General features: G+C 59.2%; 18 protein-coding genes. 12 read left to right on the forward strand and 6 right to left on the reverse strand.

Annotated features, from left to right (window positions below; translation table 11 throughout):
* Both ABDK06_RS00300 and ABDK06_RS00305 read right to left on the reverse strand, forming a co-directional pair.
* Window positions 1-1,206 (reverse strand): restriction endonuclease subunit S domain-containing protein, encoded by a 1,206-nt coding sequence (locus ABDK06_RS00300; protein WP_394937738.1) that lies wholly within the window; start codon window positions 1,204-1,206, stop codon window positions 1-3.
* Complete coding sequence (locus ABDK06_RS00305; RefSeq protein ID WP_394937740.1) at window positions 1,203-2,954, reverse strand: type I restriction-modification system subunit M; 1,752 nt, start codon at window positions 2,952-2,954, stop codon at window positions 1,203-1,205. Before ABDK06_RS00305 ends, ABDK06_RS00300 begins: the two co-directional genes overlap by 4 nt.
* A gap of 387 nt (window positions 2,955-3,341) precedes the next feature.
* On the opposite strand from ABDK06_RS00305, the gene ABDK06_RS00310 reads away from it, so the two are divergent.
* Together ABDK06_RS00310 and ABDK06_RS00315 are read left to right on the forward strand one after the other, a co-directional pair.
* Window positions 3,342-3,599, forward strand: coding sequence for a type II toxin-antitoxin system Phd/YefM family antitoxin (locus tag ABDK06_RS00310; protein ID WP_394937743.1), 258 nt, complete (start codon window positions 3,342-3,344; stop codon window positions 3,597-3,599).
* A 3-nt stretch (window positions 3,600-3,602) separates the two neighbouring features.
* Window positions 3,603-3,863, forward strand: coding sequence for a Txe/YoeB family addiction module toxin (locus tag ABDK06_RS00315; protein ID WP_394937745.1), 261 nt, complete (start codon window positions 3,603-3,605; stop codon window positions 3,861-3,863).
* A gap of 77 nt (window positions 3,864-3,940) precedes the next feature.
* Here ABDK06_RS00315 and ABDK06_RS00320 read toward each other — a convergent pair whose 3' ends face one another.
* A complete protein-coding gene (locus ABDK06_RS00320) occupies window positions 3,941-4,624 on the reverse strand; it encodes a GNAT family N-acetyltransferase (protein WP_394937747.1) in 684 nt (227 codons plus the stop codon).
* 21 nt (window positions 4,625-4,645) lie between these two features.
* Window positions 4,646-6,679, reverse strand: coding sequence for a M3 family metallopeptidase (locus ABDK06_RS00325; RefSeq protein ID WP_394937749.1), 2,034 nt, complete (start codon window positions 6,677-6,679; stop codon window positions 4,646-4,648).
* A gap of 142 nt (window positions 6,680-6,821) precedes the next feature.
* On the opposite strand from ABDK06_RS00325, the gene ABDK06_RS00330 reads away from it, so the two are divergent.
* Window positions 6,822-7,007, forward strand: coding sequence for a YegP family protein (locus ABDK06_RS00330; protein ID WP_394937751.1), 186 nt, complete (start codon window positions 6,822-6,824; stop codon window positions 7,005-7,007).
* A gap of 120 nt (window positions 7,008-7,127) precedes the next feature.
* On the opposite strand, the gene asnB is transcribed toward ABDK06_RS00330, so the two are convergent.
* Window positions 7,128-9,794 (reverse strand): asparagine synthase (glutamine-hydrolyzing), encoded by a 2,667-nt coding sequence (asnB, locus tag ABDK06_RS00335; protein WP_394937753.1) that lies wholly within the window; start codon window positions 9,792-9,794, stop codon window positions 7,128-7,130.
* Between the two features lie 179 nt (window positions 9,795-9,973).
* Between asnB and pdxT the strand changes: the two genes are divergently transcribed.
* The 9 genes from pdxT (at window position 9,974) to ABDK06_RS00380 (ending at window position 19,987) form a co-directional block, all read left to right on the forward strand.
* Window positions 9,974-10,621, forward strand: coding sequence for a pyridoxal 5'-phosphate synthase glutaminase subunit PdxT (gene pdxT / locus ABDK06_RS00340; protein WP_394937755.1), 648 nt, complete (start codon window positions 9,974-9,976; stop codon window positions 10,619-10,621).
* Window positions 10,622-10,636: 15 nt separating this feature from the next.
* Complete coding sequence (locus ABDK06_RS00345; RefSeq protein WP_394937757.1) at window positions 10,637-11,395, forward strand: YebC/PmpR family DNA-binding transcriptional regulator; 759 nt, start codon at window positions 10,637-10,639, stop codon at window positions 11,393-11,395.
* 46 nt (window positions 11,396-11,441) lie between these two features.
* On the forward strand, window positions 11,442-12,026 hold the full coding sequence (ruvC, locus tag ABDK06_RS00350) for a crossover junction endodeoxyribonuclease RuvC (protein WP_394940761.1): 585 nt from the start codon (window positions 11,442-11,444) through the stop codon (window positions 12,024-12,026).
* Between the two features lie 180 nt (window positions 12,027-12,206).
* Entirely contained in the window at window positions 12,207-12,869 is a 663-nt protein-coding gene (gene ruvA, locus ABDK06_RS00355) for a Holliday junction branch migration protein RuvA (RefSeq protein WP_394937759.1), read from the forward strand.
* Window positions 12,862-13,992, forward strand: a complete 1,131-nt coding sequence (gene ruvB / locus ABDK06_RS00360) for a Holliday junction branch migration DNA helicase RuvB (protein ID WP_394937761.1) — start codon at window positions 12,862-12,864, stop codon at window positions 13,990-13,992. Before ruvA ends, ruvB begins: the two co-directional genes overlap by 8 nt.
* 123 nt (window positions 13,993-14,115) lie before the next feature.
* Window positions 14,116-14,559, forward strand: a complete 444-nt coding sequence (yajC, locus tag ABDK06_RS00365) for a preprotein translocase subunit YajC (RefSeq protein WP_394937763.1) — start codon at window positions 14,116-14,118, stop codon at window positions 14,557-14,559.
* 105 nt (window positions 14,560-14,664) lie between these two features.
* On the forward strand, window positions 14,665-16,443 hold the full coding sequence (gene secD, locus ABDK06_RS00370; RefSeq protein ID WP_394937765.1) for a protein translocase subunit SecD: 1,779 nt from the start codon (window positions 14,665-14,667) through the stop codon (window positions 16,441-16,443).
* Window positions 16,443-17,471 carry a protein translocase subunit SecF gene (gene secF / locus ABDK06_RS00375; protein ID WP_394937767.1) on the forward strand — a complete coding sequence of 343 codons (1,029 nt, stop codon included), beginning with the start codon at window positions 16,443-16,445 and terminating at the stop codon, window positions 17,469-17,471. Before secD ends, secF begins: the two co-directional genes overlap by 1 nt.
* A 227-nt stretch (window positions 17,472-17,698) precedes the next feature.
* Window positions 17,699-19,987, forward strand: a complete 2,289-nt coding sequence (locus ABDK06_RS00380) for a RelA/SpoT family protein (RefSeq protein ID WP_394940762.1) — start codon at window positions 17,699-17,701, stop codon at window positions 19,985-19,987.
* 17 nt (window positions 19,988-20,004) lie between these two features.
* Here the strand turns inward: ABDK06_RS00380 and ABDK06_RS00385 are convergent, their stop codons facing one another.
* Window positions 20,005-20,643 carry a hypothetical protein gene (locus ABDK06_RS00385; protein ID WP_394937769.1) on the reverse strand — a complete coding sequence of 213 codons (639 nt, stop codon included), beginning with the start codon at window positions 20,641-20,643 and terminating at the stop codon, window positions 20,005-20,007.
* Window positions 20,644-20,720 lie beyond the last annotated feature (77 nt).

Raw genomic sequence — 20,720 nt, forward strand, 5'->3', positions numbered from 1 at the left:
TTAGATGGCCTCTTCTCGGACGTCGATCTGACCGGTGACTGCGGCGGTGACGAGGGCTGACCGTCGCTCTTGGGCCAATTCGATGAACCGCTCCGTTTCTGTGATAAGTCTGTCGATATTTGAATTGTGTCTGTTTGTTTCCAGGACGATGGATCGTTGAACTGCGATGCTGGGTAGGGATATCGGAATGTTTCCGATATCCCGTTGCGAAATTTTCTGCATCGATGGACTAGTGCCTTTGGACATCGCCGAAATCGTATGACGAGCAACAGCTCCTTGAAGGGTCAGCGCAACGAACTCTGCCTCCGCATTGGACGCCAAAGTTATTCCATAAGTCAGATCGCTGAGGAGGAGTCGCGGGTATCCTTCAGGGGCCACAGAAGCACATCCGACGAGCTCCTTAGAGTTTGAGCGGGACATAACGAGTTCGCCCGGTTGCACTGCAAAATCTGAGCGCGGCGGCTCATCATCAGGAAGTCGCTTGTTCTCTTCTGGGCGGAATTGTCCGGTGTTTGAAACGCCGACTTTGAGCACGCCCCACTCACTGACACCATCCGCTGGCCATGGCTCGCAATTCGGACTGGCCCCCTGACGGATCCGGTTAATCACTCGGGTAAGGGGAAATTTTGGCTCGGACAAGGAAACGGCCTGTGTTATAAAAGCTCGCCGACGCTCTTTTAATGTCTTGATTAGGCACTGCTGTTCGTCGATGAGAGTGTCGATGCGGGCGGTTTCGCGGTCTAGGAAGTCTGCGATTGCTTGCTGCTCACCACATGCCGGAATCCATGCGTCAATAGTACGAAGGACGGAGAATGGGACCTCTGTTGTCCTGACATTTGCTTGATCGCCAGCGCCGATACCGCGTTCTCTTTTGATAAGTTCCTCGGTGAACCAAACCGATCTCATGAGATATGCTAAAAAACGCGGATCCGAATCTGAACGTGGACGCATTACCTCGTAATGATAGGTAACCAAGCCGTCTTCGCCCGCAACGCCAAGGGCTCCGGCTCGGATACTCATTTTATTGAAAATAATATCGTTTAGCCTGCACACTTTGTATGCATCCAGGCTCTCGGCACGCTGAGGCTTGTCCGTGAGTTCGCTGCGTCGGATAACTCCGTGGACTTGGGACACCGACAATAGAGGAAGGTCGATGCCGGGAATCCGCTCGTTGATGCGCTCCACTGCAGTACCAAATCGTGTCACGCTTCCACCTCCGCCAGTAACTTCATGATTTTCGCGATCTGTGCGTTAAGATCCGCGTCGATCTCGGCTAACGGCCGCGGCGGGACGTATTTGTAGAAGTGTCGGGTGAACGGGATCTCATAGCCGACCTTAGTCTTCTTTTCGTCAATCCACGCGTCGGGAACGTGGGGGAGGACTTCGGTTTCAAAGTAGGTCTTGATGGTTTCGGCAGCTCCGACTTCACCGCGAGTGTTTTCTGCGTAGGTGAATGGGATGTTCTCGGTGTCGCGCTTCTTTGTATCGGGTTTGGTCTGTTTCTTCGTGTCCATGATCGGTTGCCCTTCTTCGTCGAGCAACGGTCGTTCGACCGTGATAGTCCAGTAGCCGAAGTTGGTATTCTGAAGTACCTTCGAATATTCGGCGTTCTCCTTAGTTTGCTCGTCGAAGTCGTCGTAGATCTTCACGATTCGTTCCCGAGACGCGGCGTCGATCTCGCGGCCTTTCGCTCCCAGGTTCTTCCGCATCTTCATCCAGAAAGAGGTCGCGTCGATCAGCTGAACTAGGCCGCGACGGTCGGCTCGCTTCGTGTTATCGAGGATCCAGATGTATGTAGCGATGCCAGTGTTGAAGAACATATTTGTTGGCAGCGCCACGATCGCCTCGACCAGGTCGTTCTCCAATAGCCAGCGCCGAATTTCAGATGGTCCAGAACCTGCGGCACCGTTGAAAAGCGGCGAGCCATTGAGAACGATCCCAGCCCGTCCGCCGCCTTCGTGTTCGGGCCGCATCTTGGAAGCTAAATGAGTGAGGAAGAGCATTTGCCCATCCGAGACCGGCGGCAGTCCCGGAGCGAAGCGCCCGTTGGGGCCGGCCTTCGCGCGTTCAGCTTTCACGATCGCTTCAGAGGACTTCCAATCCACGCCGTAAGGCGGGTTGGACATGCAGAAGTCAAACTTCTTGTCCCAGAATAGGTCATCAGCCAGGGTGTCGCCGAGCTGAATATTGGAAGCGTCTTGGCCTTTGGCAATCATGTCTGATTTGCAGATCGCGTACGACTGGTCATTGATCTCCTGACCGTACAAGCGCAGCCGGGCGCTCGGGTTTCGTTCCAGCAGACGTTCCTCAGCGACGGAGAGCATGCCGCCGGTCCCGGCGGTGGGATCGTAGATGGTGCGGATTGCGCCCGGCTCAAGGAGCGCGTCGGTCTCCTCGGCGAAGAGCAGATCGACCATGAGCCGGATGGCATCCCGGGGAGTGTAGTGCTCGCCGGCTTCCTCATTTGAAGCCTCAGCAAATTTATAGATGAGATATTCGAATAGGTCACCCATTTCGGCGTTCGGGATTGCGTCTGGGTGCAGGTCTACCTCGGCGAACTTGGCGACCACCAGGCTCAGCCGACCTTTCTCCGCGAGAGTGTCGATTTCCTGTGTGAATTTGAAGCGTTCGAACACGTCAACGCTCTCGGAGAACTTCGATATGTACTCGATCAGGTTCGCTTGCAGCCCGTCTGGGTCGGACAGCAACTTAGCGAAGTCATATTCAGAGGTGTTGTAGAAACCCAAGCCCGTGTTCTGCTTCACTCGGGCGTCTAGTATGCCGCCGTCATACATGCCTGCCAGCACGCGGACCTCGGCGCGGCTGGGTTCCATGATGCAGTCCAGGCGGCGCAGAATAGTGAACGGCAGGATCACACTGCCGTATTGGTGCGGCTTGTAGACACCGCGTAGCTGGTCTGCGATGGACCAGACGAAATTGCCCAAATTACTCATGAATTTCCGTTCACCTCTGTTTTTTCAATTCTGCTCGGTCAGGGGTAAAGACCTGGCCGTATCGCCGAACATTGCCTGATCTTCGCACCGATTTATTTACACGGCTTGCGGTGACACAGGGATAATCCTATCTAGCCGATGACGTCATGACTGATTTCGGCGATGGCATGAACGCACTATCTATGTCGTCCTATGTCGTCGCGCCGGAGACTCATTTTGGCCTAGGCATCGACGTTGAGGAAATCCCGGAGCCGCATGGGTTAGCTGAGCGCGGCTGGCCAACGAGTGAATCGATACTGAGTGATTGCGATGGGCGGATCTGTTGATCGGGACCCATGGTTGTCATAACTCCCCTAGTGACGTACAATATTCTGTACAGGAGGGGTGATGAAAACCTTAAGCTATACGGAATCGCGAGCGCGCTACGCCGAGGTCTTAGATCACGTTGTGGCGGATCGTGAGGAAGTCGTGATTACCCGTGCGGGCCATGAGCCCGTGGTGATTGTATCGCTCGCCGATTTTGAGTCACTTCGAGAGACGGCCTACCTCATGCGTTCACCAGCGAATGCACGACGCCTCCTTGATGCTATGGAGCGTCTCGAGGACGGCCAAGGGAGTGAACACGACCTGATCGATGTCGAGTGAGCAATGCGCTTGATCTGGGATGAGAATGCTTGGGCCGACTATCTTTGGTGGCAGACACAAGATCGCAAGGTATTGAAACGCATTAACCTGCTCATTCTGGATGTCAGCAGAAACGGGAACGAGGGTCTCGGAAAACCCGAACCGCTCAAATATGATTTCGCAGGGTATTGGTCACGTCGAATCACCGATGAGCACCGGCTCGTTTACAAGGTTACGGAAACTGAAATCCGGATCGCGGCCTGCCGTTACCACTACGGGCGGTGATCAAGCTGTTGCACTCGGACTTTACTAGAAAACTGTCGTTGCAGTTGAATGTCAAGAAGCCGCGGTTTATCTGGTCATCAGCTCAGTTCCAGCCAGTAGGTCTGCCCCTTGCCGATCAGCTGGAAGCCCTGAGCTTGGTAGAGCCGTAAGCCGACGGGGGTCGAGTTCAGAATCAGCTGCGAGATTCCCGCTTTACGGGCGATCTCGCCGAGTTTCTGCAGCATTGCGGTGCCGATGCCGAGACGCTGGTACTCGGGCTGGACCGCCATCTCGAAGACCCCGCCGAGCTCCGGCGTCGTCGGGCTGGGGAAAAGCAGGCACTTGCCCAGCTGCAGGCCTGCTCGCTGGCCCGAACTCAGCACAGCGGAAACTTGCCAGCTGGTTCCAGGAAGGTCTTCGCCTTGGCGGGCGACAAGCTCAACCCCCGGCAGCCCAGGGGCCGGAGGCAGCTGGTCCGTCAGGCACGTCATCCACCAGGGCTGCCAGCCCTTGATGAAGCCGAAGCTCGCAAGCTCCCCCTGGCGTACCGCTGAGTTGACCCAGATGCCGGCCATCTTGGCACCCAGCCTGGCGCCTTCGGCAAGCGCGGGCCGCAGCCCCGACGCAGTGATCTCAGAGGGGAACCTGGCGATCAGATCAGCTGAATCGGGGAGCCAGCTCCACTTCATCCGGTGCGTGCTGAAGTTCCGCCCGCCGCTGGAGACCGCGGACGCGGAAAAGAACTCATCCTGCACTCTCTCGCACGCTGCAATGCCGCTCACTACAGTGCTGACCCGGTCGATTCAGTTCAGCCCGCGACGTGCCAGCAGCGGATCGATCCGGGCTTCCCGGCCCCGGAAGTTCTTGAAAGCTTGCAGCGGATCGATGCTATTGCCCCTGGAGAGCAGTTCCCGGCGGAAGCGATCGCCGTTGGCCCGGCTCAGGCCATCGTTCTCTTTGAACCATTCGACGGTTTCGGCATCGAGCACTTCGGACCAGATATAGGCGTAATAACCGGCGGAGTAGCCGCCGGCGAAGATGTGGTTGAAATACCCAGTGCGGTAACGGGGCGGAATCAGATCCAACTCAATTCCGGCCTCTCTCAGTGCCTTCGCCTCGAACTCCAAGGGATCGCCGGGGTCCACTCCGGCCTTGAGTTGATGCCAGGCCTGATCCAGCAAGGTGGCCCCAAGATACTCGGTAGTGGCGAAGCCCTCACCCCAGAGTTTGGCGAGGCGCAGCTTCTCAAGGGTTTCCGAGGGCAAAGCTTCGCCGCTTCGATAGTGCCGAGCGTAGTTAGCTACGACCTCGGGCCAGAGGATCCACATCTCGTTGACCTGTGACGGGTACTCGACGAAGTCCCGAGGCACGTCGGTGCCGGAGAAGCGCGGGTAGCGCACCTGAGAGAACAGGCCGTGCAAGGCGTGGCCGAATTCGTGGAAGCAAGTGACCACTTCGTCGTAACTCAAGAGCGTCGGCTCGCCCGCGGGCGGCTTGGAGATATTGAGGTTGTTCACCACCACGGACTGCCAGCCGAAGAGCCCTGATTGCTCCACCAGCGGATTCATCCAGGCACCGCCGTTCTTGCTGTCCCGGGTGTAGTAATCGCCGAGGAAGAGGCCGAGCCCGCTACCGTCCTCATTGTGAATCTCCCACACCCTGACGTCCGGGTGATAGCCCTGCAGATCAGGGCGTTCGGTGAAACTCAACCCATACAGTTTCTGGGCCGCATAGAAGACGCCGTCCTGGAGCACCCGATCCAGTTCGAAATATGGCTTGAGCGCGGCAAGATCCACATCGTAGCGTGACTTCCTGACCTTCTCCGAGTAATACGACCAGTCCCACGGCTCAATACTGTGGCCGGCCTCCTCAGCGAGGGCCTCCGCTTCCGCTGTGGCATTCCGCACCGCGGCGGGTGCCAATTGAGCGAGCATGGCATCAATGCTCGCCAAAGAGGGAGCGGTTTGGTTGGCGGTCTCAAAAGCAGCGTGCGTCTCGAAACCGAGGAGCTGTGCTCGTTCGGCTCGCAGCACGGCGAGTTGAGCGGCGATATCCAGAGTACGAATGTCCGACTGGCCCTGGCCACGGCTGATCGAGGATTCGTAGAGCCGACGTCGTAACTCACGATTGTTGAGGGATTCCAGGGCGGGCTGCCCGCTGGGCTGAATCAGGGTGAGCAGATACTGCCCAGGGTGACCGGCTTGTTCAGCGGCGGTCGCTGCGGCCGCGATCTCGGCGCTGGAAAGCCCATCGAGATCCGCGGCTTCTTCCACCAGCACGGCTGCTGTATTGAGATTCGCCAAGCTGTGTTGACCGAACTGGGTGCTCAGCTCGGAGATCTTCGAATTGAGTTCACGCAGGGTGGCTTTATCGTGCTCCGAAAGTGCGGCACCCAATCTGACGAAGTCGTCGAGATACTCGTTGACCAAGCGTTGCGATTCAAGGTCGAGGTCACTGGTGTCGATCTGCGCGAATCGTTCATAGAGCTTGCTGTCCAGCTGAATAGCGTCCTGATGGGCGCTCAGCCGAGGGGCGATTGTCGTCTCGATCTGCTGAAGCTCAGCGGAGGTATCAGCCGAGGAGATGTTGAAGAAGATCAAGGCGACATGGCGCAACAGGGTGCCGGAACGCTCCATCGCCTCAGCGGTATTGCTGAAATCCGCGGGCACAGGACTATCGCGAATCGCGGCTACTTCGGCGAGGTGCTCAGCGAAGGCCTGTTCAAAGGCCGGCAGGTAGTGCTCTGCACGGATGTCGTTGAAAACCGGCAGGCGATAGGGGAGTGGGCTCTGCGTGAGCAGCGGGTTTTCTGAGAGTTCCTCGGTGTTGATGGACATGAACCGACTCTTCCATGCCGGGCAGGGCGAAACAACTTTGACTCAGTGTTTCTGAAGGTCTTCTCATCTGTCCTCAGGTGAGTAACACTGAACACGTCAGAAATGAATGCGAGGCTGAAGCCCCGCTGATAGAGAGGTTGCTATGGCAGGCAAATTTGAGCTCTACGAAGACAAATCAGGCGGATTCCGGTTCCGGCTCAAGGCCGGAAATGGCGAGGTCATCGCTACCTCTCAGGGCTATAAGAGCAAAAGCAGCGCCCTCAACGGCATCGAATCCGTGCGCAAGAACGCGGACGCTCCCGTCGTTGAAGTTGAGAAGCCCGAATAATTCTTGAACGACGACGGCGGTCCGGAGGCAATGCTGCTTCCGGGCCGCCGTCGTACTTTCCTGGGGGCCACGCGTCCGGGGGCCCCGGCGCGAAGTATGAGCGTGGGGAGGACGTGGGGACTAGGCCTGCCGGAAGACCAACGACATCGGTGTGGTCTCCGTGGTCTGACCCTGCGGGTTGTCCTTGAAGATTCCCTCCAGAACCTCTTTGCTCAACTCCGTGTCGTGGCCCAGCGCGACCACGCCGAGGTCATTGGCATCCATGATCGCGGTGCCAGCGAAGTTCTTCGCCAGCTCTTCCGGCAGCATGGCTCGCACTTTGGCACTGAGCCGGCGGGCGACGCCGTCCGGATCCTTCGGAGCGTACTTCACCGAATGCGTCGAGGTGCCCACTTGGTAGCCCGCTGCGCCATCGATCGCATTGATATTGTGGCCGACGACTTCGTAGAACACGCCAGATTTGCCCTGTAGCTTGCCGATCACGCTACGCGCGGAAGCGTAAGCGATTCGGGGCAAGCCGACTTCATCAATGGCCAGTTGCATGGACCAGGGGCTGGCCAGGCCGATTCCGCCTGGATTCCTGGTCACAAAGCGAGAGAAAAGCCTTGCCGCATTGCTCACCTTGATGTCCCAGACCGGGATGGAGCGGCCCTGGGTCATCGCCACGATCTTCTCCGAGATGAACAGATACCAGGGGGTGTCGGCAGTGGCCTTCTGGTGCTCGGCGCCGGCCTGCGGCAGGCCATCGACAAATCGCTTGACGTAGCTGAGCAGTGCGGGATCGAGGTCGGTTTCCTTGTAGAAGACCTCGGTGCGCAGTGGGTAGCGACGGTAGGTCACCCCGTCCGCCGGAACCGTGATGTCCAACTGCTTATCGGCGTTCGGAATGTAGTCGCTCTTGCCTTCGATTCCCGCCTTGACCTCGGGCTCGTCGAAGAACTCACGCAGCCACAATTCGGTGTTGAGCAGCCGCCAGAAAACCATGGTGTTAGCGGCCGACTTGCCGCTGAGGTACTCCTCGAAGGCGTAGATCACGGCGTCCTGATCCCAGTACGACCGGGCTTCGAAGGAGGAGGAGAGGAAGATCTCGTAGAGCTTCTCCTTCATCGAGACGAACCACTCAGCTTCTGGAGTGGTGAAGCCAATCTTGTTCCGCCGGTTGCTGATCATCGACGGCAAAAGCCCGCGTGTGGCGTCACGCAGAATCCGCTTGTTCCAGCCGCCCTTGATGATCGACTCATCGCTCAGGCTGAACAGGTACTTCACCACCTCCTTGTCCAGGAACGGCACCCGGCCTTCCAGGGAGAAGCGCATGGTGTTTTTGTCCTCGTAGCGCAGCACCGAGGGCAGCGACTTGTGGAACAAATCGTCGATCAAGCGCAGTTTCAGATTGTCCGGCACGTTGCTGAAGCGCTCGTTCTTGTACTTCGAGGTGAAGGACTTCTGTAGCAGGCTGGAGATGCTCAGTGACTTCTTGGCGCTGAGTTTTCCGAAGATCTGGAAACGGGCCAGCCGGAACAGGATGTCCGTGCTGGAGAGCATCTCCTTGGCCAGTTTGGTGTACTGGCCGTTCTTCTTTAGCTGGCGTAGATAGGCGAAGTAATAGGGGATGTAGCCGGCCATCATTTCATCCGCGCCCTGCCCATCCAGCAGCACCGTGACGTGCTTGGAGGCCTCGCGCATCACTTGGTACTGGGCATAGGGGCCGGAAGAGATGATCGGCTCCTCCTGAGTGCGTACGAAGTCGAGCAGATCGGCTTCGAATTCGGCGGGCTTGGGCAGGATCTTATGGCTGGTGACCTTGCCCTGGCAGAGCTCCAAGACGGCGTCGGCGTACTTTTCCTCGTCGTTGATCGAGTTCGGGAAGACTGCGGAGAAGGTCTGCTGTGAGCCGCCGAGGGAGTCGGTGGCGGCGGCCTGCTCTTGCATCAGCTTATTGATGGTGACCACTACGGCAGAGGAATCCAGCCCTCCGGAGAGTGCGGTGCCCACGGGCACTTCGGATTGCAGCCGGAGCCGCACGCCCTCGGTGAACCGCTGACGGTACTCCTCGATCACCTCTTGCGAATATGGGGTGCCAATTTTAGCGAGTTCTTTCAGCTCTTCCGGGAACCGGGTGTACATGCTGATCTCGTGCTGTCCGGTCGTGGTGTCCAGCACCAGCTTCTCGCCGGGCATCAGCTTGTCGATACCCTCGAAGAAGGTCTCGGCCTCTTCGTCGTGGATTCTGAATTGCAGATAGCGGTACAGGATTCGCTCGTTGACTTGTCTTTCGAGCTTGCCCGAGGCGAGCAGCGGTTTGATCTCCGAGCCGAAGAGCAGGGCGGGGGATTCTTGGGTGCCGGCTTTCGCGAAGTACAACGGCTTAATGCCGAAGTGGTCTCGGGCCAGCACGAGCTGATTGTTCTTCGTGTCGTGGATAGCCAGGCCGAACATGCCGTTGAAGCGATCGAAGGCTTCAACGCCCCACTCCTCATAGGACTGCAAGACGACTTCGGTATCCGAGTTGGTGACGAAAGTGCGGCCGAGAGCTTCCAGCTCGGCGCGCAAATCCAGGTAGTTGTACGTTTCGCCGTTGTAGACCAGGACGGTCTTGCCGTCCTGGCTGATCATCGGCTCTTGGCCGTGTGCGACGTCGATGATCGCCAGCCTGCGATGCGCGAAACCGATCTTGTCCTGGGTGTAGAAGCCCTCGCCATCGGGACCGCGATGAGCAATCGTATCGCTCATCACCTTGAGCATTGCCTCGTCCGCACTGTAGCCGTAATACCCGGCGATTCCGCACATAACCTCTACCTCACTGAAAGAAAGACCAACCTCAATCGTACTGGCTGGGCGCGGTGGTTCCGAGGCGGCCAGGCCGCGAGGCTCAAGATTGCCTCGCTTAAGTTCGTTCGGAGGGCGGTTCCGAAGGGCATTTTGCTGAGCCGGTCAAACCGCCTCTACGGCGTCGATATGATGAAACGGTGAATTCGAGCAATCAGCGTGTCGGCGTCCTGGCTCTTCAAGGGGACGTTCGGGAGCATGCGCGCGCGGTCGAGGCCTGTGGAGCCGTGGCCGTCCCGGTGCGGCGCGCCGAGGAACTGACCGGTGTGGCCGGGCTGATTCTGCCCGGTGGCGAGTCCACCACCATGGACAAGCTGATCCGGGCATTCGGGCTGGCTGAGACCCTGAGGGAGTTCATCGCGGGCGGGCATCCGGTCTATGGTTCCTGCGCGGGGATGATTCTGCTGGCCGATCGGATCACTGATCCGGCGATTGATCTGAAGGGACAGCCGCAGCAGACCCTTGGCGGGCTGGATATCACTGTGCGGCGCAATGCCTTCGGCCGGCAGCGGGAGTCCTTTGAAACCGATCTGGAATTCACCGATCTGACGGACGCCGAGCGCCCGGTGCACGCGGTCTTCATCCGCGCGCCATGGGTGGAAGAGCTCGGTGCGGGAGTGCAGAGCCTCGCCGCGGTTAGAATCGATGGAGCGGAACGTGCTGTTGCGGTACGCTCGGGGAATTTGTTGGCCACTTCTTTCCACCCGGAAGTCACTGGCCACGGCGAATCACCCGGTGAACTGCGGGTGCACGAATTATTTATCCGAATGATGAAGCAAGAAGCGTAAGAGGGAAGAGCGAGTATGTCCGGTCACTCCAAGTGGGCCACTACCAAGCACAAAAAGGCTGTTATCGACGCCCGGCGCGCCAAGTCGTTCGCCAAGTTGATCAAGAACATCGAGGTTGCCGCCAGAGTCGGCGGCCCAGATATGGCTGGCAACCCGGCCTTGGAACTGGCGGTCACCAAGGCGAAGAAGACTTCGGTGCCCAATGACAACATCGATCGGGCGATTAAGCGTGGCTCCGGTCAGCTCGGTGAAGCCGTTGACTATCAGACCATCATGTACGAGGGTTACGGCCCCCAGGGCACCGCGATCTTGATCGAGTGCTTGACCGACAATAAGAACCGGGCTGCCTCGGAGGTCCGCTTGGTGGTGGGGAGAAACGGTGGCAACATGGCCGACCCGGGTTCGGTGGCCTATATGTTCACTCGGAAGGGCATCGTCTCGCTGCCGAAGAACGACCTGACCGAGGACGATCTGCTGATGGCGGTGCTTGAGGCGGGCGCGGAGGAAGTCAAGGACGATGGCGAGAACTTCGAGGTCATCTCAGAACCGCAGGACCTCCCCGCGATTCGCGCCGCGCTGACCGAGGCGGGCATCGAATACGAGAACGACGAAGCCGGCTTCGTGCCGTCCATGCAGGTGGAACTCGACGTCGAGAACGCGAAGAAATTTGTCCGGCTCTATGATGCCTTAGAAGACTTGGACGACGTGCAGAACATTTACTCCAACGCCGATATGAGCGCCGAAGTGATGGCTCAATTGGAAGAAGAGGCCTGATTCCTGCTTTGAACAGGCTTAGTTCCAGGCTGAGAGGATCCGTGCCCTGCGTGTTCTAGGAGTCGACCCCGGGCTGACCCGCTGCGGTCTGGGAGTGGTCGATATCGCCGCCAATCGCACCGCGAGCATGGTGGCGGTCGACGTCGTCGGCAGCTCGGCGAGCATGGAACTGCCGCAACGGCTTCTGGTGATCTCCGAAGCGATTGAACAGTGGCTCGAACGTTACCAGCCCGATGTGCTCGCGGTGGAGCGGGTTTTCTCGCAGACCAATGTCTCCACCGTGATGGGGGTGGCGCAGGTCTCCGGCATCGTGATGGCGGCCGCGGCACGGCGCGGCGTCTCGGTGGCGATGCACACGCCCAGTGAGGTGAAGGCCGCTGTAACGGGTAATGGCCGGGCCGATAAGACAGCGGTGACCAAGATGGTGACCAAGATTCTCCGGCTCGAGCAGGAACCCAAACCTGCGGATGCGGCCGATGCGCTGGCTCTGGCCATCACGCACGCCTGGCGGTCCGGGCCGAACAGCTCAGCGGATGCCCCCGGTCAGCTCACTGCGGCGCGGAAGCTCTGGCTGGAAGCCGAGGCCAAGGCCCGGAAGAACGCAGAAAAAGCCAAACAGCAGTGGCGCTGAGTACTCAACCGAGTAACGCTATGCCACCTAGAGCAGGTTTCGGCCTCTGATAGCGGCGTTATCTGTCACAAGCTTGGATTGGAATCGGGCTTTGGGGCGTGGCGCGTGGTTCAGACCGGGCCCGAGGCACTAATCTATTCGTAGATATGTTCGGATAATTTCTCTGAAGGCGACGTGTAGATGATCAGTTTTCTCCGAGGCACTGTGGCTCAGCTGAGTCTTTCCAGCGCGGTGATTGATATCAACGGCGTGGGAATGCTGGTGCAGGCCACCCCTAAGACTCTGGGCGGGCTGAGGCTGGGTCAAGAAGCCACCCTGATGACCTCGATGATCGTGCGCGAGGACTCTATGACGCTCTACGGTTTCGGGAGCGCGGATGAACGCGAAGTTTTCGACATTATGCTCACGGTCAGCGGAATCGGTCCCCGACTCGCGCTTGCGGTGCTCGCGGTGCTCGAGCCGGAAGCCATCCGGGTTGCGGCGTCGAGCGGTGACAGCAAGACCTTCACCACGGTTCCCGGCGTCGGGCCGAAAGTCGCTGGACGCATAGTTCTGGAACTGGCTACCAAGCTGATTCCGCACGGCAACGTGGTGGAAGTGTCCGGTTCCGGGTCCTCCTCGGCCTGGAAACCTCAGGTGGTTGAGGCGATGACCAGTCTGGGCTGGAGCGAGAAAGATGCGTTGAAGAGCATTGAGCAAGCCCTTGAGGGCGAACCCGCACTCAGCGCTGAAGGAAATGTTGCCGCAATCCTTCGAGCCACTCTCCGGTGGTTGGGGCAGGACGGCGCGCGTCGTAGCGCTCGCACGACCACCGGTGCTGGAAATCGAGGGCTGAATGGCTGAGGAAGATCTTTCCGCCGGAAGCAGGCCGGAGCCGGGGAGAACCTTGATTTCCGCCGATGGGGAACCCGATGAGCGGGTGATCGAAGCCGCGCTACGGCCGAAGAACCTGGATGACTTCGTCGGGCAGAAGCGGGTGCGCAAACAGCTCTCACTCGTTCTGGAGGCTTCACGGATGCGGGCCAGCAGCGCCGATCATGTGCTGCTCTCCGGGCCTCCCGGGCTGGGCAAGACCACGCTGGCGATGATCATCGCCGCCGAGATGAACGCCCCGCTGCGAATCAGTTCGGGGCCGGCGATTCAGCACGCCGGGGACCTCGCCGCGATCCTTTCCTCGCTGACCGAGGGGGAGGTGCTTTTCCTCGACGAAATCCACCGGATGTCCCGGCCCGCCGAGGAAATGCTCTATATGGCGATGGAGGACTTCCGGGTTGACATCGTGGTGGGCAAAGGGGCCGGCGCCACCGCCATCCCCTTGGAACTGCCACCTTTCACCCTGGTCGGAGCGACCACCAGGGCGGGCTTGTTGCCCGGGCCATTGCGGGATCGCTTCGGATTCACCGGCCACCTCGAGTTTTATTCGGTGGAGGAACTGGAACTGGTGCTCCGGCGTTCCGCCGGGTTGCTCGACCTGAAGCTCTCCAGCGCAGGATTCGCCGAAATAGCAGGTCGTTCGAGAGGCACTCCACGCATCGCCAATCGGCTGCTGCGCCGGGTGCGCGACTGGGCTCTGGTGCATGGTCTGGAGAGGATCGAGGCTTCAAGTGCCTCAGCCGCTCTTGAGATGTATGAGATCGACGCGAAGGGACTCGACCGCCTGGACCGTTCGGTGCTCCAGGCGCTGATCGGTAAGTTCAACGGCGGTCCGGTGGGGCTCTCGACCTTGGCGATCGCGGTTGGGGAGGAGATGGAGACCGTTGAGACCGTGGCCGAGCCTTTCCTCGTGCGAGAAGGGTTGTTGGGCCGTACCCCGCGAGGCCGCATCGCGATGCCCGCAGCCTGGTTGCACCTCGGATTGCCGCTGCCGGAAGGAATGGTTTCCACCGAGATGCCCGCTCTTTTCGATAGTCTTGAGCTCGCTGACGAGGTCGAGAATGACGGCGGAGATGGTGTAGGAAGATGGTGAATTGGCCATTGTTTACGGTGGATCCACAGAAATCCGTGAAAAACTACTCTAGACTGGTATGACGCTCCGCACATTTGCAAGGTGAGTGTGCGTTCCCGATAGTTCTTAGAATGGATTTTTGCTGTGGATATTACGATGGTGCTGCTTTTCGCCGTCTTTGCTATTTTCATCGGTTTTACCTTCTGGCGGCAGCGCAAGCAGCAGAAGGCTCAGCAGGAGCAGCAGGCTCAGCTGGGCCCGGGCATCGACGTGATGACCAGCTTCGGCCTTTTCGGTACGGTGCAGTCAGTGGATGAAGCGGACAACAAGATTGTGTTGGAGCTCTCTCCTGGCAACACGGCAACCGTGCACCGTCAGACCGTGACCAAGATCCTCACCCCGGCCACCGAGTCCGAAGAGGCTCCCGTGGTTCCCGATGACGCTTCTTCGCTCACCGGTCCTTTGCCAGCAGAATCCGATGCTCAGATTTCCAGCAGCGCTGCGAAGGACAGCAGCAATCAAGCTGCTCACGAGACCGCAGAGGAAACGCTGGCTCGGCTCAACAAAGAAAACGAAAAGGACAAGTAACCTTCTTTCATAACGCGCCCGTCCAGGCTTCAGGTTTGGACGGCGTTGTTATGTTGAACAGTTATTTAGAACTTTCACGGACGCGAGAAAGAACCGAGAATTCATATGGCGCGAAAAGGCCCCGCATCACAAGGCCGCAGGGTAATTCTGTGGCTGGGTGCTCTCACTGTGGCTCTGGTGCTGCTGCTAGGCGGCGGAGCGATGTTTGGCGGTGCCAGTTGGGCACCTAAGCTCGCCCTCGATCTAGAGGGCGGCACCCAGATGATCCTTGCCCCCAAAGTCGAAGGCAATGGATCGATCAACGATGAGCAGTTGCAGCAAGCTGTTTCCATTATTCGCCAGCGGGTTGACGGTTCGGGTGTCTCCGAATCACAGATCAATACGCAGAGCGGCAATAATGTCGTGGTCAGCATGCCTGGCACTCCGACGGCGGAGCAGCGCGAGTTGATCAAAGCCTCTGCAGCGATGAGCTTCCGCCCCGTGATCACCTCAGCGCAGGGTGTGGCGACTCCCAAGGAGCAGCTGACCCCGGACGCTAAGATCCCGAAGCCCACGGCTGCGCCGAAAGACGGCAGTGACAACAACAATGTCACTCCGGACGTCTTCAAGCTCTTTGAGAGCTACTCCTGCGTCAACCCGGTCTCCAGCCCGATTGAGAACGCCGATCCGAAGAAGGCCACCGTGGCCTGCGAGCCCGGTACTGGCATGAAGTACATCCTGGGCCCGGTAGAGGTGGTCGGCAAGGACATCTCCGGAGCCAGCTACGGTTTGCAGCAGGGAGCCCAGGGAGCCACCACTAATAAGTGGGCGGTCAACCTCGAGTTCAACGGTGAAGGCACCAACGCTTTCCGCGCCGTAACCACTCGCTTGAACGGTTTCTACACGGCAAACCCGCAGGATCCGAAGAGTCAATTCGCCATTGTGCTGGACGGTCAGGTCATTTCAGCGCCGTCTTCGATGGCAGTGATCACTGACGGCAAATCTCAGATCACCGGCTCCTTCACCGAAGCCAGCGCCAAAGCCCTTTCCGATAAACTCAAATTCGGTGCGCTGCCGATTAGCTTCACCATCCAGAGTGAGCAGCAGGTTTCCGCGACGCTCGGTACCCAGCAGCTCGAGATGGGCCTGCTGGCCGGTGCTATCGGCTTGATCTTGGTAGTGATCTATTCACTCTTCCAGTACCGCGTGCTCGGCCTGGTCACCGTCGCCTCCCTGGTGGTGGCGGGCATCCTGACCTACCTGGCGATCGCCCTGCTCGGCTGGGGGATGGGCTACCGCCTGTCGCTGGCGGGCGTGGCAGGTTTGATCGTTGCGATCGGCCAGACCGCTGACTCCTTCATCGTGTACTTCGAAAGAATCCGTGATGAGCTCCGCGAAGGCCGCAGCCTCAATGCCGCAGTGGCCAATGGCTGGCAGCGCGCCAAGCGGACCATTCTCGCTTCCAAAGCCGTCAACCTGCTGGCCGCCATCGTGCTCTACTTCGTAGCGGTCGGGAACGTGCAGGGCTTCGCTTTCACCCTGGGCCTGACGGCAATCGCCGACCTCATCGTGGTCTTCATGTTCACCCATCCCATGCTGCAACTGCTCTCCACCCGGAAATTCTTCCGGGAGGGCCATAAGCTCTCGGGTCTTTCTCCGGACCGTCTGGGTGCGGTGCCGCTCTATCGGGGCGCCGGACGCCTCCGGACGCCCGCTGATCGACCCACTGTGGTGAAGGGTAAGAACGCTGCAGCGGCGGGAGAAGCGGAACGTCGGCAGACCATCGCGGAACGCAGGCTGGCCGAAAAGCTCGAAGCCTCCGCAAAGAACGAAACCACAGAATCGGCTGAGGCTCTTTCGAGCAAAGCAACAAAAGTCACTAGTGCAGCAAAGGACAACGACTAATGGCTAAGTTCACCAGCTTCTCGACTTTCGGCAATGAGCTCTACACCGGCAAACGCTCCTATGATTTCGTAGGACGCCGCAGGCTCTGGTTCATTATTGCCGCGATTCTGGTCGTCGGGTCCATCCTGGTTCCGGTGCTCAAAGGTGGCTTCAACCTGGGCATTGACTTCCGTGGTGGCAGCGAGTTCACCGTGACCAACGTGAAAGATACCAGCACAGCTCTCGGAGAGCAGGCTGTCGCAAATGTCACCGGTGGCAAGATCGCCAAGGTGGCCAACGTCGCCGGCAGCAATATGCAGATCCAGACAGACACACTCAGTGATGACCAGACCCTCAAGGTCAAGGCCGCGCTGGTGACCGCATACGGCGTCAAAGACGACCAGGTGACCTCGACCTTCGTCGGACCCACCTGGGGAGCCGATGTGACGAACCAGGCGTTGATCGGTTTGATCATCTTCGTGCTGCTCGCCACCGTGCTGATGGCGCTCTACTTCCGAACCTGGAAGATGTCGCTGGCCGCCATTATCGGCATGCTTTTCGTGCAGATCACCACGGCGGGGATCTACTCGGTCACCGATGTCGAGGTGACGCCGTCGGCGATCATCGGCTTCTTGACCATTCTGAGTTACTCGCTCTACGACATCGTGGTGGTCTTCGATAAGATCCGGGAGAACACCGCGGATATCAAGACCTCCACGCGCCGTACCTTCGGTTCGGAAGTCAACCTCGCGGTGAACCAGACCCTGGTGCGTTCGATCAACACTTCGATGGTGGCTCTGCTGCCGGTCGCCTCGATTCTGTTCATCGGTAGTTTCCTCCTCGGCGCGGGAACCCTGCGCGATCTGTCGCTATCGCTGTTCATCGGCATCATCGTCGGCGGTCTCACCACGATCTTCATCGCGGCACCGCTCTACGCCTTGTTCCGCCAGAACGAACCCGATCTGGTGAAGCAAGCCGAGCGGGTCAAGGCACGAATCGCCTCGCAGAGTGCCACGGCGGATGCGGAGCCTGTGACCAGCAAAGCCTAAAAGCTGCTCTGGTGATGACCGGCACCCCTGGGTGCCGGTCATCACTGGCATCTGGCGGGCATAGACTAGATGAACTCAGCGTTGACTTAGGGTAGATTTTATATTTCGGCGATGCCGAAGGCGGTTAGGAAGGGGGCACCGTGGAAGATAACGTCACAGCTACTTCATCAGGTGAAAGAGCCTCCAATCCCGCCCGGAAACCGTCCGCTGAAGGGCAAGCCGCTGCGGTGCCCAACCCGGTGCAACGGATCAGCGTGCCGACCGGACGGCGGGAACGAACCAGATCGCGACTGGCCCGGCTGACCGGTCGCGGTAGCAGCAACCACTCACCGATTCTGGAGCCTTTGCTTCGAGTCGTGCGGGCCAATAATCCGCGTGAAGATTTTGATCTGATTCGGCGCGCCTATCAGGTCGCTGAACGCAGCCATGAGGGGCAGAAACGCAAGAGCGGTGACCCCTACATCACCCATCCGGTTGCGGTTGCCACCATTCTGGCCGAACTGGGCATGGCCGGAACCACGCTCGCCGCCGCGCTGCTCCACGACACCGTGGAGGACACCCCCTACACCCTGGAACAGCTCAAAGCGGAGTTCGGTCCGGAAGTCGCCATGCTGGTCGACGGTGTGACCAAGCTGGATAAAGTGACCTTCGGCGAAGCCGCGCAGTCGGAGACCGTCCGCAAAATGGTTGTCGCGATGGCCAAAGACATCCGGGTGCTCGTCATCAAATTGGCTGACCGGCTGCACAATGCCCGCACCTGGCGTTTTGTCTCACCCGAGTCCTCTGCTCGGAAGGCCCGGGAGACTCTGGAGATCTTCGCCCCTTTGGCGCATCGCCTCGGCATGAACACGATCAAGTGGGAACTGGAGGATCTCTCCTTCGCTGCGCTCTACCCTAAGGTCTACGAGGAAATAGTCCGGATGGTGGAAGATCGCACCCCGGAACGAGAAAAGAGCCTCACCGCGGTTCGCTCGCAGATCAGCGAAGATCTGCGGGTGGCCAGAATCAAAGCGACCATCACCGGGCGTCCCAAGCACTACTACTCGATTTACCAGAAGATGATCGTGCGGGACAAGGATTTCGACGACATCAACGACCTGATCGCGGTCCGGGTGCTGGTGGACTCGGTACGAGACTGCTATGCCGCGCTCGGCGCCATGCATGCTCGCTGGAGCCCGCTGCCCGGCCGCTTCAAAGATTACATCGCGATGCCGAAGTTCAATATGTACCAATCGCTGCACACCACGGTGATCGGACCCGGCGGAAAGCCGGTGGAGATCCAGATTCGTACCCATGAAATGCATCAGCGAGCGGAATACGGCGTGGCCGCGCACTGGAAGTATAAGAGCCAGGCCGGTAGTAAGGCCGCACCAGCGGAAACCCGGGACAGCGATCTGGGCTGGTTGCGCACCTTGGCCGATTGGCAGCAGGAGACCAAGGATCCGGGGGAGTTCCTGGATTCCTTGCGTTTCGAGATCAATGCTCGTGAGGTTTTCGTTTTCACACCCAAAGGCGATGTGATGGCGTTGCCGGCCGGCTCCACCCCGGTGGATTTCGCTTATGCGGTACACACCGAAGTGGGGCACCGGACCATCGGCGCCCGGGTCAACGGAAAACTGGTGCCGCTCAATAGCGAACTGAACCACGGGGACTGGGTCGAGGTCTTCACCTCAAAGGCCGAAGGAGCCGGACCGAGCCAAGATTGGCAGAACTTCGTCAAGAGCCCCAGGGCGCGGAATAAGATCCGTCAGTGGTTCAGCAAGGAACGCCGCGAAGAGGCCATTGATAAGGGCAAGGAATTGCTCACCCGGGCGATGCGCAAGCAGAATCTGCCGTTGCAGCGGATGATGACCCATGAGGCCCTGCTCGGGGTTGCCGAAGAACTGCGCTACCCCGATATCTCAGCGCTCTATGCTGCGGTGGGGGACAGCCATGTCTCGGCTGCCTCGGTGGTCGAGAAGCTGGTTGACCTGCTGGGTGGACACGACGTCGCCGAAGAGGAGATCGAGGCCAGCTCGATCCCCACCACGCACACTCCTAAACCCAGGCACTCAGACTCCGGCGTGATGGTTCGCGGAGTAGGGGATGTACTGGTCAAATTGGCGCGGTGCTGCACGCCGGTGCCGCCCGATTCGATTATCGGGTTCGTCACCAGGGGATCCGGGGTCTCGGTGCATCGCAGTGATTGCCGCAATGTCGTCGAATTGCGCGATCAGCCCGATCGAATCGTCGACGTCGAATGGGCTCCGACCCAGTCCAGCGTCTTCCTGGTCGAGATTCAGGTAGAGGCGCTCGACCGCAAGAGCCTGCTTTCCGACGTCACCAGGGTGCTTTCGGAGAACCATGTGAATATTCTCTCCGCCACCGTGCAGACCTCGAGCGATCGACTGGCCATTTCCCGCTTTGCTTTTGAAATGGGAGACCCGAAGTACCTCAATCACATTCTGAGCGCTGTGCGACGCATTGACGGGGTCTTTGACGTGTATCGGACCACGGGAAGCCAACGACGCAGCTAAGCGGATCCGGCATTTCATCAAGGGTCGTGTTCCGCTCCTGAGGCCAAGGAATCTACCCTCTTCAGAGCCTTGTGCTTATAAGGGACCTGCCCCATGCACTCGATGGCACGTCGCACCAAGGACGCCGGACAAGCCAACTCCGGGTTTTCACAGAGTTGCCCGAGGATCTCGACTGGATCAGCCCAGCCGGGAACACTCGGACGGCCTTGGAAGGCGAGGTCGACGGCGGTCCTCAGTGCCGAGGTGACTCGCACCCCGGACCTCTCGATCACGTCGAAGCGGCCCAACCTCACCTCATGAACCTGTAGTTGGCTGAAAGGCGGCAGCATACCGGCGCGTCGACGGTGGTCGATCAGCGCAGTGACACGCGGCGGCATGAAAGTACTGCCGTGCACCCAGGCCGCGCTGAACCGGCCGAGGACCAATCTGCTCACCATATTGGGCGGAAAATGCAGTGACATGGCAACCGCTCGATGCTCCGCTTGCACGAGAGCTCCGGCGGGAAGATAGCAAGCACCGAAAACCCGCTGCAACACGCCGTCCCGAGCCATCCCCTGGAGCTCAGCCCAGCTGAAAAGCCGCCCGGGAGCTAACAGACCCAGAGCCGATTCGCTGCGGGAGTAATTCAGCGCCGCGGTGAGGGAAGATGAACTCATAGTGGAAGAATGCCGCGAAGGCGGCTAAGAAAAAAGCCCCAGCGGCACCGATGTGGATAACATCGGCGCCGCCGGGG

Origin of the sequence: Psychromicrobium ferritrahens (genome assembly GCF_043789415.1) — a bacterium.
Lineage (GTDB): Bacteria > Actinomycetota > Actinomycetes > Actinomycetales > Micrococcaceae > Renibacterium.

Bases quoted from the DNA above. Each gene is read 5' to 3' on its own strand.
- ABDK06_RS00385 (WP_394937769.1), bottom strand. From the start codon at position 20,643: ATGAGTTCATCTTCCCTCACCGCGGCGCTGAATTACTCCCGCAGCGAA.
- ABDK06_RS00325 (WP_394937749.1), bottom strand. From the start codon at position 6,679: ATGTCCATCAACACCGAGGAACTCTCAGAAAACCCGCTGCTCACGCAG.
- asnB (WP_394937753.1), bottom strand. From the start codon at position 9,794: ATGTGCGGAATCGCCGGGTATTACGGCTACAGTGCGGACGAGGCAATG.
- ABDK06_RS00310 (WP_394937743.1), top strand. From the start codon at position 3,342: ATGAAAACCTTAAGCTATACGGAATCGCGAGCGCGCTACGCCGAGGTC.
- ABDK06_RS00345 (WP_394937757.1), top strand. From the start codon at position 10,637: ATGTCCGGTCACTCCAAGTGGGCCACTACCAAGCACAAAAAGGCTGTT.
- ruvA (WP_394937759.1), top strand. From the start codon at position 12,207: ATGATCAGTTTTCTCCGAGGCACTGTGGCTCAGCTGAGTCTTTCCAGC.
- ruvB (WP_394937761.1), top strand. From the start codon at position 12,862: ATGGCTGAGGAAGATCTTTCCGCCGGAAGCAGGCCGGAGCCGGGGAGA.
- secD (WP_394937765.1), top strand. From the start codon at position 14,665: ATGGCGCGAAAAGGCCCCGCATCACAAGGCCGCAGGGTAATTCTGTGG.
- secF (WP_394937767.1), top strand. From the start codon at position 16,443: ATGGCTAAGTTCACCAGCTTCTCGACTTTCGGCAATGAGCTCTACACC.
- ABDK06_RS00305 (WP_394937740.1), bottom strand. From the start codon at position 2,954: ATGAGTAATTTGGGCAATTTCGTCTGGTCCATCGCAGACCAGCTACGC.
- ABDK06_RS00315 (WP_394937745.1), top strand. From the start codon at position 3,603: ATGCGCTTGATCTGGGATGAGAATGCTTGGGCCGACTATCTTTGGTGG.
- ABDK06_RS00330 (WP_394937751.1), top strand. From the start codon at position 6,822: ATGGCAGGCAAATTTGAGCTCTACGAAGACAAATCAGGCGGATTCCGG.